The following is a 14,757-nucleotide window of genomic DNA, read 5'->3' as shown; positions in this document are numbered from 1 at the left end:
TTTTTATTAGTCTAGTTTGACTTGTTCCAGAATTTTTTTCTCTTGAACTTGTGCCGCTTCTTCTAAGTCGCTAACCTTTTGAGCCATCTCTTTTACATAGGTTTCATCCTTAATGCCGCCCAAGTTTATTTTCACATTATACAGAGCTGACAATACAGCTGTCCGTGCCAGCATTGCAGCTACAGCTCCGTCCGTTACCGCATTACTATTACCAGATTGAACAATAACTTCAATATCTTTCATTAAGCCCATGGCTTTTTCTGCTATTTCAAGAGGTACCTGAGCCGCCTCTTTGGTCGCCTGCTGGATAGCCTCTTTTCTTGCTGCTTTTTCTTCCTCTGTTTCCTTGGGCATTTTGAAGCATGCCATCACACCATTAAAAGAATCAGCATCTTTGTCGATCAAGTCGATCAACTGCTCACGTGCAGCATCAACACGATCTCTTATTTCTTTCATTGTTTCTTCAACCGCTTCATACTTCTTTTTTCCAATGGTTAAATTCGAAACCATCGAGGTTAGTGCCGCCGCTGTCGCACCACTCATCGCAGCAATGCTGCCTCCACCTGGTACCGGAGCGTCCGAAGCTGTTTCCTGCAAAAACCCTTTTACACTTTTATCCGCCAGCATACTAATCATCCCTTCTTTATCTATTGAATTAATTAATGCTTCTAACCACCATTTATTCCATTAAAGATGTTTCTAATACCTGATCCATTGTGAAATCTTCCAGTCGCAAGTAATATGCAGCCGAATCAATTAACGCTTCCATTGGAACAGCGCCTACAATTTCACTACCAACCACATTAACACCATATCGCTGTGCTTCAATTTTAACTAGTTCAAACACTCGATAAAGAGCCGTTTTGGAATAATCCGTCATGTTCATAGATACTTGAACAATACCTCTGTCTTTCAGTTCAACACCCATTCCTTTACAATATCTTAAACCACCACTGATATGACGGACTTTTTTCGCAATTTTATCAGCAACTTCCGGATCGGAAGAATCCAGGTTAATGTTATAAGCTACCAGAGGCATCCGTGCACCTACGGCTGTTACGCCAGTTTGAGGCGGCATTTCTGTAGGGCCAAAATCCGGTTTCCATTCTGCTTCTTTTATTTTTTCTGCCATGGCTTCATACTGACCTTTTCTAACTTTTGCTAAGTTTTCGCGTCCCGGAGTTTTGGCTGCTTTCTCATATAGAAAAATTGGCTGACCAAATTTTTCGGCAATTTCTTCTGCCACACTTTCAGCTAGTGCAACCGTTTCCTCCATTGTAATATCTTTGATCGGTACAAAAGGTACTACATCAGCGGCTCCCATTCGAGGATGTTGCCCTTCATGCTTCGTCATGTCAATTAACTCAAAAGCCGTTCCAACCGCTTTGATAACCGCTTCTTTCATTGCTTTCGCTTCTCCTAAAGCGGTAATAACGCATCTGTTATGATCTTCGTCACTACTATAATCCAGCAATTTTACATCCGGAGTGTTTCGAAAAGCATCGGCAATTTTTTCTACAACTGCCAGATCACGACCTTCACTAAAGTTTGGAACGCATTGAACAATTTGTTTTTTACTGCTCATGATAACTCCTCCTTAAGTTGTATCTTTCACCTGAATCATTGTCAGGATTTTAACGATTTTTTTTACAGCTTGCCTTTATAATAATTTGTGTCGGTTATCCATTACCATTATACCATCTTTAACGACACGTTCAACGGAATTCACACCAATATGGTAAGATAAAAAATGATAGGAAGGATCTCTTAAAATAATAATATCCGCCTTTTTCCCTGGATCAAGGCTTCCTACGCTATCCGCACGATCAACAGCTGCTGCTCCATTAATGGTTAAGGCTGTAATCGTCTCTTCCGGCGACATTCCCATGTAAAGGGTTGCCAGTGCAATAATTAATGGAATAGACTCTGTATGGCAACTACCAGGGTTAAAGTCTGATGCCAAGGCAACTGCGCAATTGGCTTCAATCATATCTCTGGCTCTTGCATAAGATTCTCTCAAACTAAAAGCCGTTCCTGGTAATAAGGTTGCTACGACATCTTTTTCTGCCATCGCTGCAATACCAGCATCAGAAGCTTGCAATAAATGATCGGCAGAAACAGCACCTACTTCTGCGGCTAATTCCGCACCACCAAGGGGAACAATTTCATCGGCATGCATTTTCAGTTTAAAGCCCATTTCAGCTGCAGCGGTCAATAACCGTCGAGATTGCTCAATCGTAAAAACATTTTTCTCTGTAAAAATATCACAAAACTCGGCCAGATTTTTTTCTTTAATTTCTGGAAGGCTTTCACGGATAATGTTTTCGATCATTTCATCTTCTTTCCCTTTATACTCTGCAGGAACAGCATGAGCTTCCATAAAGGTGCTGATCACATCCACCGGATGGTTTTCATTAATTTCTTTCATTACTTCTAATTGTTTTAACTCCGTTTCTTTATTAAGCCCGTACCCACTTTTTCCTTCTGCTGTCGTAACACCAAAGGAAAGCATGGATGTGAGTCGCTGGTACCCATTTTCATATAATTCTTCCTTACTTTCTTCCTGAGTAGCTTGCACCGTGCTGATAATTCCACCGCCACGGTTCATGATATCCATATAATCATCTCCACGCAATCTCCAGGTAAACTCTTCTGCTCTATATCCACCAAATACAAAATGGGTATGAGAATCAACAAAACCTGGCAAAACAGCTTTTCCTTCTGCATCAATTACTTGGTATTGACTTTCGTCTATGCCTTTTAGGATTTCTTCCTCTTTTCCAACAGATTGAATGATGCCTTTCTCAATAAGGATTGCTCCATTTTCCACCACATGAAGATCCTGCATTTCTTTTCCTTTTTTTGCTTTTGTACCACTGCAAGTTACTATCTGACTTGCATTTTTTATAATCATATTACCACTTTGCATCAAAACACCTCCTATTGCTTTTCCTTCGTCTTATAAATTTTATTTATCTATTCATAATCAGAAGCCTTCACACGGCTCGTCATAGAGCAATGCAAAGACTCCTTTTCTTTGTACGGTTTTACTTAACCTTCTCTTCCACCAATTTTTTCACCAGTTCTTCATTTGCCAGGTAAGGTAATGTAATGTGGTCTTGTCCTTTATTCAACTCATTATATTCCATACTGGTTGTCAGTGCATTTTCATTGGTTGCCCAGGCACGTCTTGCAACGCCTCCCATAACATCCCACAGCATCGCAGTCTCCAAAATCCGATCGGCTCTTCTGCTGCCATCCAGCACCATCCCGAAACCTCCGTTAATGGATTTACCAATACCTACACCGCCACCATTATGCAGCGCTACCAAACTCATTCCCCGTGCCGCATCGCCGGCAAAGCTTTGGGTTGCCATATCGGCCATAATATTGCTGCCATCTTTAATATTGGATGTTTCTCTAAAGGGTGAATCCGTACCACTTACATCATGATGGTCACGTCCCAGCATAATAGGACCTATTTCGCCACGTCTTACCATTTCGTTAAAACGAAGGGCTATATTGGTTCTGCCATAAGCATCCTGATATAAGATTCTAGCTTGACTTCCTACTACCATTTTATTTTTTTCAGCATCTCGAATCCAAACATAATTATCGCGGTCCTGTCCTCGACGATTAGGGTCTATGCACTCCATCGCTGCCGCATCGGTTTTTCTAAGATCTTCCGGATCCCCACTGAGGCATACCCAGCGGAATGGTCCATATCCATAGTCAAATAGTTCCGGTCCTAGAATATCTTCTACGTAAGACGGGAATATAAATCCGTCTTTTTCGTCTACACCATTCAATGAAACTTCTTTAACACCTGCATCAAACACAGCTTTTAAGAATGCGTTTCCATAATCAAAGAAATACGTGCCTTTATCAACTAGTTTTTGAATAAGCTCAAAATGTGTTTTTAATGTTTCATCGATCCGCTTAATAAACGTTTCTCTATCATTTTTCAACATATTTGTTCTTTCCTCAAAGGTCATGCCTTGAGGGCAGTAACCTCCTTCGTAAGCAACGTGGCAAGATGTTTGATCCGAAAGAAGGTCAATTTTAATATCTTTTTCAACGGCATAAGCCAGCAAATCTACCACATTACCATGATAAGCAATCGATAAAGGTTTTTTCTCTTGTTGAGCTTCCTTTGCCCAGCGATATACTTCTTCCAAATCGGCACTTACTTTTTGTACCCAGCCCTGATCATGACGGGTTTTAATTCTTGACTCATCCACTTCTGCTACAATCCCTACTCCATTGGCAATTTCCACAGCTTTCGGCTGAGCACCACTCATTCCACCTAAGCCTGAAGAAACAAACAGAATTCCTGCCAGGTCTTTATCTTCCGCCAGACCCATTTTTAGTCTAGCTGCATTGAGTAAAGTATTAAAGGTTCCATGAACAATCCCCTGAGGACCAATGTACATCCATCCACCAGCTGTCATTTGACCATAGTTGGCCACACCCATTTGTTCCGCAATGTCCTGATCTTTGGCATTATCAAACATACCTATCATTAAGGAGTTAGTCACGATCACTCTCGGACTATCCGGCTTCGACTTAAACAGTCCCACAGGATGCCCGGAAGAAACTACCAAGGTCTGATCCTGTGTCATTTCCTGCAAATACTTTTGAATCAACAGGTATTGCATCCAGTTTTGGCATACTTTCCCGGTTTCACCATAGGTAACCAATTCATAGGGATACAAAGCTACATCAAAGTCTAGGTTGTTGTCCATCATCAGTTGAAAGGCTTTTCCTTCAATACATCTGCCTTGATACTCATCAATTGATTTTGCTTTAATATTGCCTTCCGGTCTGAAACGGTATCCGTAAATCCGTCCCATTGATAGCAATTCATCTAAAAACTCCGGTGCCATTTCTTCATGATACTCTTCCGGAATATAACGCAGGGCATTTTTCAAAGCTACTTCTGTCTGTGCTTTTGTCAACTTAAATCCTCTATCTGGTGCTCGTCTAATGCCTTCCAAAAAAGGTTTTGATTCCGGTAACGGTCCTTCTAGTTTAATGGTCATTGCATTTCCAATTTCTTTTCGATCAAACATATCATTCGCTCCCTTCACATCTCTTTACTCTTTTCTTTGCTGCTTCTTACACTAATTGTAACGGGTCGCCGTCAACAAAGTGTCGAAGTCTGAGATTCACTTTGATTCAGTTCGTAATTCGAACAAGTAATCATGGCATTTTCTTTCATTTTTTCATGATAAAATGCTGCATCATAAGGAATATACCGTAAAAACTTATGCATCAAACCAGCATCCTTTTGAGTTTTCCTTGCAATAGCATAACAAATACGGTAGTATATTCCAATTTCATAGGGATTTTGAAAACAATCTACATAGCTGGACGCCTTTTGAAGACACTCAGTTGCTTGATGAACTTCTTTTTTCTCAAGCAAGATCAGCGCCATGCAAGCATAAGGAATAGATTTTTTCCATAAACACTCTGTTGTAGTGTAGGTATCAATAGCTTTTCTCAAATACATCTCCGCTTTTTGCCATTCACCTGTATCAAAATACATTTTTCCCAGGTGGGTATAAAAAATCGGTAGTCCTTTTCGAAGTTTTTTGTTTTCACATATCACAATCGCTTTTCTATAGTAGGCTTCTGCCTTTCGCATGTCTCCACGATTCTGGCTACATTCACCTAAAAAACTGTAGCAAGCCGCTATATTAAGAATATATGGCCGAACATTTTCCAGTCCAATAAATAGTTTTAACGCTTCATGAAAGCAGGCTTCCGCTTCCTTCCAATCCCCTGTCATCATTTTCATTTTGCCTTTCAATCTCATCAGGATTCCTTTTTCTTCTATCGTATTCATCGAATCATAATGTCTTAAAACTTGAAAAGCTTTATGAATATATGTTTTCATTTGTTCCGGATTGCGAATGTTAATGCAATAATAAATAGCATGTTTATACCCTTGAAGCATGAATTCCGGATGCTGAATTTTTTCAGACTTTCGAATCATATTTCGATTAATCGCCATTCCTTGTTTGTATAAGCCCTGTAAAATTTGAAACCTTGCCAGTGTATAGAGGTATTTAACTTCCATTTCTTCATACACCTGAGTCGCATGTTCCTTTCGAATGCTGACCAATAGCTTGTGAACCTCTTTCAACTCGTCATTAACCCTTTTTCGATCCCAGGAAAGATTAGTAACTTCTCTTTCATATTTCAAAACAGGAAACATTTCATGATAAAAATCCAAATGGCTTTCAACATTTTTTATTTTATAATGAAGATGGTTCACTTCGTCGGCCGCATTTTTATAGTGATACATAAGCCTTGAATATAAGGCTTCCGGATTTTTGACAATCTCTGTCTTTTGCTCTAACATCTTTGCAATCTTTTGATGCAATACTTTTCGCTTAAACGATGGAATGCTTTGATAAACATATTCTCTTACTTTTTGATGCATAAAGATGAACTTAATCTCTTGAGGCTCATCATGAAAATTTACGACTTCTTTCAAAATGCTTTTTTGCTGTATTTTTTCTAAATGATCAATCAATTCAGTATCTTCTTTTCCCGTCAACTGTTGAATATCCATTAATGATACTTTATCAAAAAACAAAGAACACATGTTAACAAGTTTCATTTCTTGTTCTGACAGCTCCAAGAACCTTGACTTGATAGCATTTTCCATGGGAACTGAATGAGTTCCCATTTCATTTGTTTTCATATAATGATTTAACAACTCTTTAATGAAAAAGGTGTTCCCCAAGGTTTCATCGTATATTCGCTGCTCCATTTCTTTCGGAAATACAGCCCTTTTCCATATTTTTTTTGAAAAGTCAATTGTGTTTTTCCTATCAAAGGGGTTTAACTCAATTTTCTTTACAAGACCTCCGGCCTGCAGATGATACAGATAACCTTCATCTTCATAAGATGCTTCATACCTTAAAGAGGCCACAGTATATAAGCCTTCATTGTTTTGCGATAAAAGGTAGTGAAATAGCGAACGACTTTTTTCATCCATCCACTGGATATCCTCAAAAATAATAACCATTGGAATATATTCTGTTATTATTTCCACTAATTGAACCATCTGATTTTCTATCATTTGATGCTGATACCCATTAATCCCTTCCCTCAAAAATTCATTTTCTCTAATTCGCAGCAAGGAAGGAAAAAAATTCCCCAGCATCATAATGATTTGCTCCGGAATTTTTATGTGATACTTTTTAATCAAATCCGTCATTTTAGAGATAATAGGTACCCAAGGTCGATAATATTCGTTCCGCTCCGGCTTAAAGCAATAGGATAACAACCATGCACAGGAATCATCTTCTGTTCTTTTAATAAATTCTTCTATCAGTTTACTTTTTCCGATACCTGCTTCACCAGTAATCAGAACAGATTTAGCTGTTTTTCCTTTTGTAGCAGGAAAGTGATTAGATTTTAGAATTTCTAATTCTCTTTCCCTTCCAAAAAAAATATCTTCAACAGGTGATTCTGCTTTTTTTTCGTGTATCCTATGGTTTCTTTTCAAGCTGATTAATTTTTCGTATAGTGCTTTGGTGGTCTCATCCGGTGACACAGATAGCTCCCGATCCAACACTTCTTTTACCTCTTCATAAACGGCAATACTTTTATTTATCTTTTGCTGCCGATGATAAATTTCCATCAGTAAACGATAGGCTTCTTCATTCAAAACATCCTGAGAAATCAGCTTTTTTGCATAGTACTCAGCTTTATCATAAGCTTTTATCTTTATATTATCTTTTGTTATTTCCAACAGTTTATCCCAATATGCCGCTTGGCACTCCTGTCTTTTTTGGAATATCCAGTGTTCCACCCATTCCGAGTCTTTAATATAAATACCTTCCAAGAAATCCCCACGATAGTATTCTACGGCCGCCTCGTTTTCCAGATTCGCAAAAGCATCCAAATCCGTTTCTATCATAATTTGGTCGTTCATCTGGATAACATGCCTTTTAGATGATATGAAAATATCTGTTCCCAAAAGCTTCTTGATCACATAAACCGCATTTCTCAAATTTTTTTTTGCTGATGCTTCATCAGCTTCTCCCCAGAAAAGATCTACAAGTTTTTCTCTGGATACTTTATTTTCTAATTGAAGGTAGTAAAAAAGCACCTCTGCTTTTTTAAAAGGAAAAGGGATTATGCTATCATTCAATCTAACTTCCGGTATCCCTAGATATCGTATGGATAGTTTCATCACTTTTTCCCCTTCCCTTGTTTCATCTTTTAAGTTCATTATATCCATCTTATTGAATGCCTTCAACCGATCTTATGATAAAAGGGAGATCCTAGATAGGAACTCCCTGAATATTTTACTTTTTCTCTGTCTCAGCAAAAGCCGGCTCATTACTATTCATTTTGTTTTCCGGCATTTCAACCGGCTTTGCCATGCTCTCTTTTATATCTGCCAGGATACCTTCACCTTTATCATAGGTGGCTTTTGCCGTTTCAGGGTGGTAAGCCATATCAAACTTTTCTCTTCGAACAATCATATAAAGAATCGCCACCGTCATCAAAATCATTAGAAACAAGGTTGGAAACCCAGCAACCGTTGCAATTTCTTTGGTTGCATCAATCCCTTCAAAAGAACCGTCCCCAGCCCTCGCCAGATTTACAAAGGTTAAGGAACACATAACAATCCCCCAAAAAAACTTAATTTTCACTGGTGGTTCTTTTTCTTCCTGATTATGTGCTGTTGTTGATAAAGAAGCGACTGTGTTCGTCATTGAATCCGCAAGAGTAACAACCGAGATATACAGAGCAAAAATAAACCCGATACTTAACAATGTTGCAAAGGGTAGGTTTTGAAGAAAAGCAAACACCGCCACCTCCAGCCCTAAAGACTGAATAGAATCCCAAAGACTTAAGGCATGAATTTCGTAGTAGATTGACGTTCCTCCAAAAACAGCAAACCAGAAAATACCGAAAAAGGATGGAAGAATAAGGTTCACCAGCATAAATTGACGTATCGTTCGTCCTTTAGCAAGTCTTGCTAAAAACATTCCTATCAAAGGTGCATAAGCGATCCAAATGGCCCAGTAGTAGACTGGCCACCACTGAGGCCAACTTGAACCTTCAATAGGGCTAGTCCAGGTAGCAAGCGTTAAAAAGTTTTGTAAAAAATATCCCAAAGATTGGGTTCCCAGATCTAAGATAAAGGCTGTCGGTCCGATAATAAAGACAAAGCCCATCATCACAATAAATAGTTTTGAATTTTTATCGGCTAACCATTTAATGCCACGATTTAAGCCTGTATAACTGGAAATCACGTAGCTTAGTACAATCACAATCATAATTGCCAGCCAAAGCATCCTTGACTGAGAAATCCCAAAGACTACTTCAAGTCCGGCTCCAATGGCCAGTGTCGCTACTCCCAGCATCGCAGCAACAGCTCCACCCATTGCAAATAGACATAAATTGTCTACAACCGCCCCCACAGTAGTCTGGGTTTTTTTGCCAAAGATAGGGTACAACGTAGAACTGACATTATATGGCAGGTTCATATTATAGATAGCGTAGGCAATTCCAATACCACATATTCCATACATGGCATAGGGCACAAAAGACCAATGTAGGTATGAAATTCCCATCGAAAACATGGCAGCTGCCTCAGATCCAGCGGCCAGACCCAGCACTTCCGGCGGAGCCATAAAATGAAAGATTGGCTCTGCGATCGCCCAGAAAAGAATACCCGTGGCAATTCCCGCCGTCAGAGAAATAGCAAACCAGTACCAATTACTGTACTCCGGCTTGGCATTTTCTCCACCCAGACGTATCGAGCCAAATTTCGAAAAGAGTAGAAATAAGCATGCTACCAGAAAAAACACAGCTGCTAAAAGGAACAGCCATCCAAAAGAATCATTTGCAAAGGCAACGATGGTATTAACTCCTTTTAAAAAGTGGTCTGGAAAAAACGCTCCCATGATTACGGCCATTGAAAAAATAATTGACATTGGAATAAAAATAGCTTTACGTACACGAACATCACTGTTTTCCATTTTTTCACCCTCCCTGCTAAAGTATCTATCCATTCATTCTCGTTACCTTGTCATGATCATAACAAGATAACGTCTGAAAAAAGTCAAATATTCAACAGATTCCCATTTTTTAATAAACAGTATACTGTTTCGATATCTTTCGTCAGGTTTCGATCCTGCTCCAGAAAAGGAACTGCCTTCCTTACGGCTTCATAAACTGGTTTTGTTCCTTTTCCAAGCTTTGTTGCTTTTCTTAGATCAATAGCTTGTGAAGCATGCAACAGTTCAATCGCCAAAATCCACCAGATATTGTCCACGATTTTTCCTGTTTTTTCCACCACATAAACACTGTTGGTACCTCTGTCTTCAATGTCTCCCGCCAGGGACAGATAATCCACGCTGGTCGGGTTTGATAAGTGTCTGTTTTCTGCATCCAATGCTGCAAAGGTCTTTTGAATGGTTCCGTAGGCAATCACCCTTGTATCTGAAGGCGTCAGAAAGCGTGATAGGCCTGTGAATTTGGGATTTGCCAGTTTAATGGTCCGGTAGCAAGCATTTCGTGATACATGACTTAAGGCAACACCCAACATTTCAAAGCCTAGTACCCACGTAGTAGGTTCATAATTTGCACAGGAAATAATACGTCTTTCTTCTTTCAGAAGACATGGGTTGTCGTCAGAAGTGTTAAGCTGAAGCGTTAAATATTCTCTGGTATACTCTAACGCATCTCTTAAAGAACCATGAACCTGACAAGAACCCCGGTAACTTAAAGGATCTTGCAAGGATTCCGTTACTCCCGGAAGCCACAAGTAGCTTCCCTCCAAAAGGTCTCTTACCCGCTGCATGCTTTTCTTTTGACCCAGAAAACCTCTATATTCACAAGGCTTTTCTTCCAGCGGCGTAACGTTCCCACGAAGCCCTTCCAAAGACAAAGCATAAATTAAATCTAATGTGTCAACCAACCTTTCAATTTCATTCAGTACTAATGCACCCTTCCCCGAAGAAAGTGCGTTGGATGAAACAATGGCCAGTCCGTCTTTCGGTCCGAGAATAATCGGTGTTAACCCTTCCTTTTTCAAAGCTTCATCTGACGCCATTCGCTCTCCTTTATAGATCACCTCGCCTTCTCCTATAATGGCAAGTCCTATATGAGAAAGGCACCCAATATCACCTTCACCAATCGATCCTTTACTCGGTATCACAGGGTGTATTTCACGATTTAACAGCTCCCGATACATCAAAACAATTTCTGGTTGGATTCCTGTGCAGCCAATCAAAAAAGAGTTTAGTCTGGCAAGAACAGTCGCTCTTGTAACTTCTTCCGAAGCCGGTTCTCCAACACTTACACAATGCGCTAAAATCAAATTTCTGTTGTACTCAGAAAAGTATTTCCCCATTACTTCTCTGTCTTTGTTCATACCAACCCCACGATTAAACCCATAAACTGGTGTTTCACTTTCCGCTAACTCATAAATCAGTTGTCGACATTCAACAATATTTTCAAAAGTTTTTGAATCAATCTCAACTTTTCTTTTCCCGCAAGCAACAGCTTCAATATCTTTTAATTCTAAACTCTTTCCAGTTAGCACCAGATTATTTTTATTCATTTTGCGCTCCTTTCTTTTCTTTTTGCTGTATCGCTTCTATGATTCGTTCCGGAGATGCCGGCAATTGAGTGATCACTACTTCCAACGCATGATGAATCGCATTAATAACGGCAGCTGTAATAGGAACAGCCGCTACCTCGCCAATGCTTTTTGCTCCGAAAGGTCCGTACTCATCTCCTTCTTCTACCAATTTCACTTTTATTTCCGGCATATCTGGCGCATTGATCACATGATAACGGCTAAAATTATCGCCCTTCGCTACCCCTTTTTCATCGATCTTCAAATCTTCAGAGATCGCCATCCCTATACCCATTTGTATAGCTCCATGTATTTGTCCTTCTACCATTCCCGGATTAATAGCTTTCCCTATATCATGAACGGCTAATACTTCTTTCACTTTCACCAACCCCGTATAACGGTCGATTTCCACTTCTGTAAAATGAGCACCATAAACCGCAGGATTGGCTGGAGATTCATAGGTATAATTCATATGAGCATCCATCTTTAACTTTTCTTTCATTTGAAGTACTAGTTCTCCATAACTTGCTAAGATTCCTCCCGTTTTACCATTAGTTAAATATTCGTTTTCCATGATGATCTCTGCCGGTGATAGGTCAAAAATACGGGTCGCCGCCTCTATCATTTTGTTTTTTAATAGTTCCGCCGTTTTTCTAGCACCGGCACCACATACATAGGTGACTCGACTGGCTTGCGTTCCAGCCGAATCATAAGGGCTTATTAAAGTATCGGCTTCATAGGCAGTAACTTTTTCCAATGGCAGATCCATTACCTGAGATACGATCTGTTTCATCGTAATCACAGTGCCACACCCTTGGTCATGGAGTGCGGACTTTAGAATCAGGTCCCCATCTTCGGTCATTCTTATATCAAGGGTTATAAAATCCTGATAAGCTCCATAATATCCATTTCCATGGGTTCCACAAGCCATGCCTACGCCTTTGATAAGCCTGTCATGCCGACTTTCTTCAGCTCTTTGACGGCGCTGATACCAATTAAAGGCTTCTGCGCCTTCTTTAACGCAGTCCATTACTCGTGCATTCCCAATATTTGGCCCTCCTGTCGGATCATCGTCATAGGGATGAACAACGTTTTTTAGTCGAAAATCTACCGGATCCCATCCAGTTTTCATAGCCATCTGGTCTATGTTTATTTCCGTGATTGCGTGGATTTGTGGCGATCCGTAACCCCGACAAGCGCCACCTATGGGTGTATTCGTATAGACAATATCTCCTCTGATTTTTTGATGAGAGATCCGGTACATTCGATTTGCTTTTTTTCCCATTGCCATAAATAAAGCTTCTCCATTAGTAAAGTAAGCCCCTGAATCAACGGCTAAATCAATACTCCTTCCTTTTATGATCCCTTCCTTATCCACAAAGGACTTAACTTTTCCCTTTACCCGATGCCTTGTTCTGCTGGCCAGAATGCTTTCCCTGCGATCAGTTTCAAGCCTTACCGGTTTGCGCAAATCATATGCCATATAGGCACATACCGGTTCTAAAACTGGTTGACCTTTTCCGCCAAAAGATCCACCCATAGGAGTCTTAATAGCCCTTACCTTAGCTAAGGGTAACTTCAAGACCTGAGCTGCAATAAGCTGTACCTGAAAAACTACTTGGCAGGGAGTCCATATGGTTACTTGACCATTATAGTCTGCTTCTGCTAAGCAAACATGAGGCTCCATTGCTGCATGATGAATTTTCGGTGTTTCCATTTCACTTTCCACTATTATATGAGCGCTTTCATCTAAGGATTCCACATTACCAACTTCTATAGAGTGATTCCCTATACAGTTTTTCGTCCCCTCATGAATAAGAGGCTTTTGCTGATCATATGCTTCCTCAATGTTCAAAACCGGTTCCAAAGTTTCGTAGTCTATTTCTATCAAATCAGCCGCTTTCTTTGCTGTAAAAGCATCCTTTGCCACAACCGCCGCCATGCGATCTCCGACAAATCTTGCTTTTTCACTAAAAAGTCTTTCATCTTTTAACACCTTCAGTCCCGGATTCCATTGATGTGAATTGTAACGTGTATCCGGGGTGTTTTCAAAAGTATATACTTTTACAACACCAGGCAGTGCCTCTGCTTTTTCCGTTGAAATATGACGTATCTTTCCATGAGCTACCGTACTTAATACTAATCTGGCATAAAGCATATCTGCTTTTTTTATATCACCGGTATAGTTTATTTTACCTGTCGCCTTTTCCTTTGCATCGTGCATGGCTGGTGATCTACCAACATACTTAAATTTTTCTTTGCTAGATTTCATCTGCCTTCACCTCCACCAAGTTTGCTATCAGATCATCCATCAAGCCCTTGACCGCTTCTCTTTTATAAGGATGCGACTTTCTTCCTTTAATCGACTGATCCACTATTGTCACTGCTTCCTCCTGCAAAAATGAAATCAGCCTCCCGTCCATTCTTTTTCCTACTAAGGCATGAGATAATCCTTCTGCCACAAAAGCTTTCGGCGCTAAAGCTCCCAAGGCTATTTGTGCTTTTTTAATTAATCCGTTTTCACATTTCAATGCAATTCCTGCATTTAATTTCGAAATCGTCACCGTAGAACGATCCCCTATTTTAGCAAAACCATTAAAGGTCATAACCGCTTCTTTTTCAAAAAATATTTCTATTATCAGTTCTTTCTCCCTTAATCTGTCCTGATGCTTATCCTGAACCAGATCTTTGATAAATGCTTCTCTTATCCTTTTTTCTTGATTGATGATACAAGCTTTTGCATCCAAAGCGATTAAGGCTGTCACTGAGTCCGCACATGGTGCTGCATTTGCAACATTGCCTCCTATCGTAGCCATATTTCTGATTTGTGTAGATCCGACACTTTTTGCCGCTTGTACCAATACCATGGCATATTTATTTAGTAGCGGATGAAGGGATAACTCGTCGAAAGTGGTTGCAGCACCAAGAACAATCCTGTCCTCTTCCTCCCGAATACCCTTCAGTTCTTTCACATGACTGATATCAATCACGACCAAAGGATCTATCTCACCCTGCCTCCATTTCAATACCCAGTCGGTACCACCCGCCAAAAATACAGGATCAAACGTCGATTCATTCCATTTTTTCAACGCTTCTTCTAAATCAACGGGATGGTGTACATGAAAACTATCTTTTCTCAT

The 14,757-nt window shown here is 40.0% G+C and carries 9 protein-coding genes; all 9 read right to left on the bottom strand.

The window, feature by feature from the left end; genetic code table 11:
• Positions 1–6: 6 nt before the first annotated feature.
• The 9 genes from BLV55_RS06625 to BLV55_RS06585 all read right to left on the bottom strand — a co-directional run bounded on the left by BLV55_RS06625 (position 7) and on the right by BLV55_RS06585 (position 14,757).
• Complete coding sequence (locus tag BLV55_RS06625) at positions 7–627, bottom strand: cyclodeaminase/cyclohydrolase family protein (RefSeq protein WP_093312648.1); 621 nt, start codon at positions 625–627, stop codon at positions 7–9.
• A 52-nt stretch (positions 628–679) separates the two neighbouring features.
• The gene (ftcD, locus tag BLV55_RS06620) at positions 680–1,585 is read right to left on the bottom strand and encodes a glutamate formimidoyltransferase (protein WP_093312646.1); all 906 of its coding nucleotides are present in this window, start codon (positions 1,583–1,585) and stop codon (positions 680–682) included.
• Positions 1,586–1,660: 75 nt separating this feature from the next.
• Positions 1,661–2,929 carry an imidazolonepropionase gene (gene hutI / locus BLV55_RS06615; RefSeq protein ID WP_093312644.1) on the bottom strand — a complete coding sequence of 423 codons (1,269 nt, stop codon included), beginning with the start codon at positions 2,927–2,929 and terminating at the stop codon, positions 1,661–1,663.
• A gap of 118 nt (positions 2,930–3,047) precedes the next feature.
• Positions 3,048–5,072 (bottom strand): urocanate hydratase, encoded by a 2,025-nt coding sequence (locus BLV55_RS06610; RefSeq protein ID WP_093312642.1) that lies wholly within the window; start codon positions 5,070–5,072, stop codon positions 3,048–3,050.
• 71 nt (positions 5,073–5,143) lie between these two features.
• Positions 5,144–8,212: an AfsR/SARP family transcriptional regulator gene (locus BLV55_RS06605; protein WP_176968306.1), complete on the bottom strand. Its 3,069-nt coding sequence runs from the start codon at positions 8,210–8,212 to the stop codon at positions 5,144–5,146.
• Positions 8,213–8,327: 115 nt separating this feature from the next.
• Positions 8,328–10,013, bottom strand: coding sequence for a BCCT family transporter (locus tag BLV55_RS06600; protein WP_093312638.1), 1,686 nt, complete (start codon positions 10,011–10,013; stop codon positions 8,328–8,330).
• An 83-nt stretch (positions 10,014–10,096) separates the two neighbouring features.
• Entirely contained in the window at positions 10,097–11,599 is a 1,503-nt protein-coding gene (locus tag BLV55_RS06595) for an HAL/PAL/TAL family ammonia-lyase (protein ID WP_093312636.1), read from the bottom strand.
• Positions 11,592–13,889 carry a xanthine dehydrogenase family protein molybdopterin-binding subunit gene (locus BLV55_RS06590; protein ID WP_093312634.1) on the bottom strand — a complete coding sequence of 766 codons (2,298 nt, stop codon included), beginning with the start codon at positions 13,887–13,889 and terminating at the stop codon, positions 11,592–11,594. The genes BLV55_RS06595 and BLV55_RS06590 overlap by 8 nt, the downstream gene beginning before the upstream one ends.
• Positions 13,879–14,757 carry an FAD binding domain-containing protein gene (locus tag BLV55_RS06585; protein ID WP_093312632.1) on the bottom strand — a complete coding sequence of 293 codons (879 nt, stop codon included), beginning with the start codon at positions 14,755–14,757 and terminating at the stop codon, positions 13,879–13,881. Before BLV55_RS06585 ends, BLV55_RS06590 begins: the two co-directional genes overlap by 11 nt.

The sequence above is a fragment of the Tindallia californiensis genome (genome assembly GCF_900107405.1).
GTDB classification, from domain to species: domain Bacteria; phylum Bacillota; class Clostridia; order Peptostreptococcales; family Tindalliaceae; genus Tindallia; species Tindallia californiensis.
Note: the sequence above shows the minus strand (reverse complement) of the source record. Positions and strands in the feature narration are given on the sequence as shown.

Excerpts from the sequence above, each read along its gene's own strand:
- BLV55_RS06590 (WP_093312634.1), bottom strand. The coding sequence starts at position 13,889 with ATGAAATCTAGCAAAGAAAAATTTAAGTATGTTGGTAGATCACCAGCC.
- BLV55_RS06600 (WP_093312638.1), bottom strand. The coding sequence starts at position 10,013 with ATGGAAAACAGTGATGTTCGTGTACGTAAAGCTATTTTTATTCCAATG.
- BLV55_RS06610 (WP_093312642.1), bottom strand. The coding sequence starts at position 5,072 with ATGTTTGATCGAAAAGAAATTGGAAATGCAATGACCATTAAACTAGAA.
- BLV55_RS06585 (WP_093312632.1), bottom strand. The coding sequence starts at position 14,757 with ATGAGAAAAGATAGTTTTCATGTACACCATCCCGTTGATTTAGAAGAA.
- BLV55_RS06595 (WP_093312636.1), bottom strand. The coding sequence starts at position 11,599 with ATGAATAAAAATAATCTGGTGCTAACTGGAAAGAGTTTAGAATTAAAA.
- hutI (WP_093312644.1), bottom strand. The coding sequence starts at position 2,929 with ATGCAAAGTGGTAATATGATTATAAAAAATGCAAGTCAGATAGTAACT.
- BLV55_RS06625 (WP_093312648.1), bottom strand. The coding sequence starts at position 627 with ATGCTGGCGGATAAAAGTGTAAAAGGGTTTTTGCAGGAAACAGCTTCG.
- BLV55_RS06605 (WP_176968306.1), bottom strand. The coding sequence starts at position 8,212 with ATGAAACTATCCATACGATATCTAGGGATACCGGAAGTTAGATTGAAT.
- ftcD (WP_093312646.1), bottom strand. The coding sequence starts at position 1,585 with ATGAGCAGTAAAAAACAAATTGTTCAATGCGTTCCAAACTTTAGTGAA.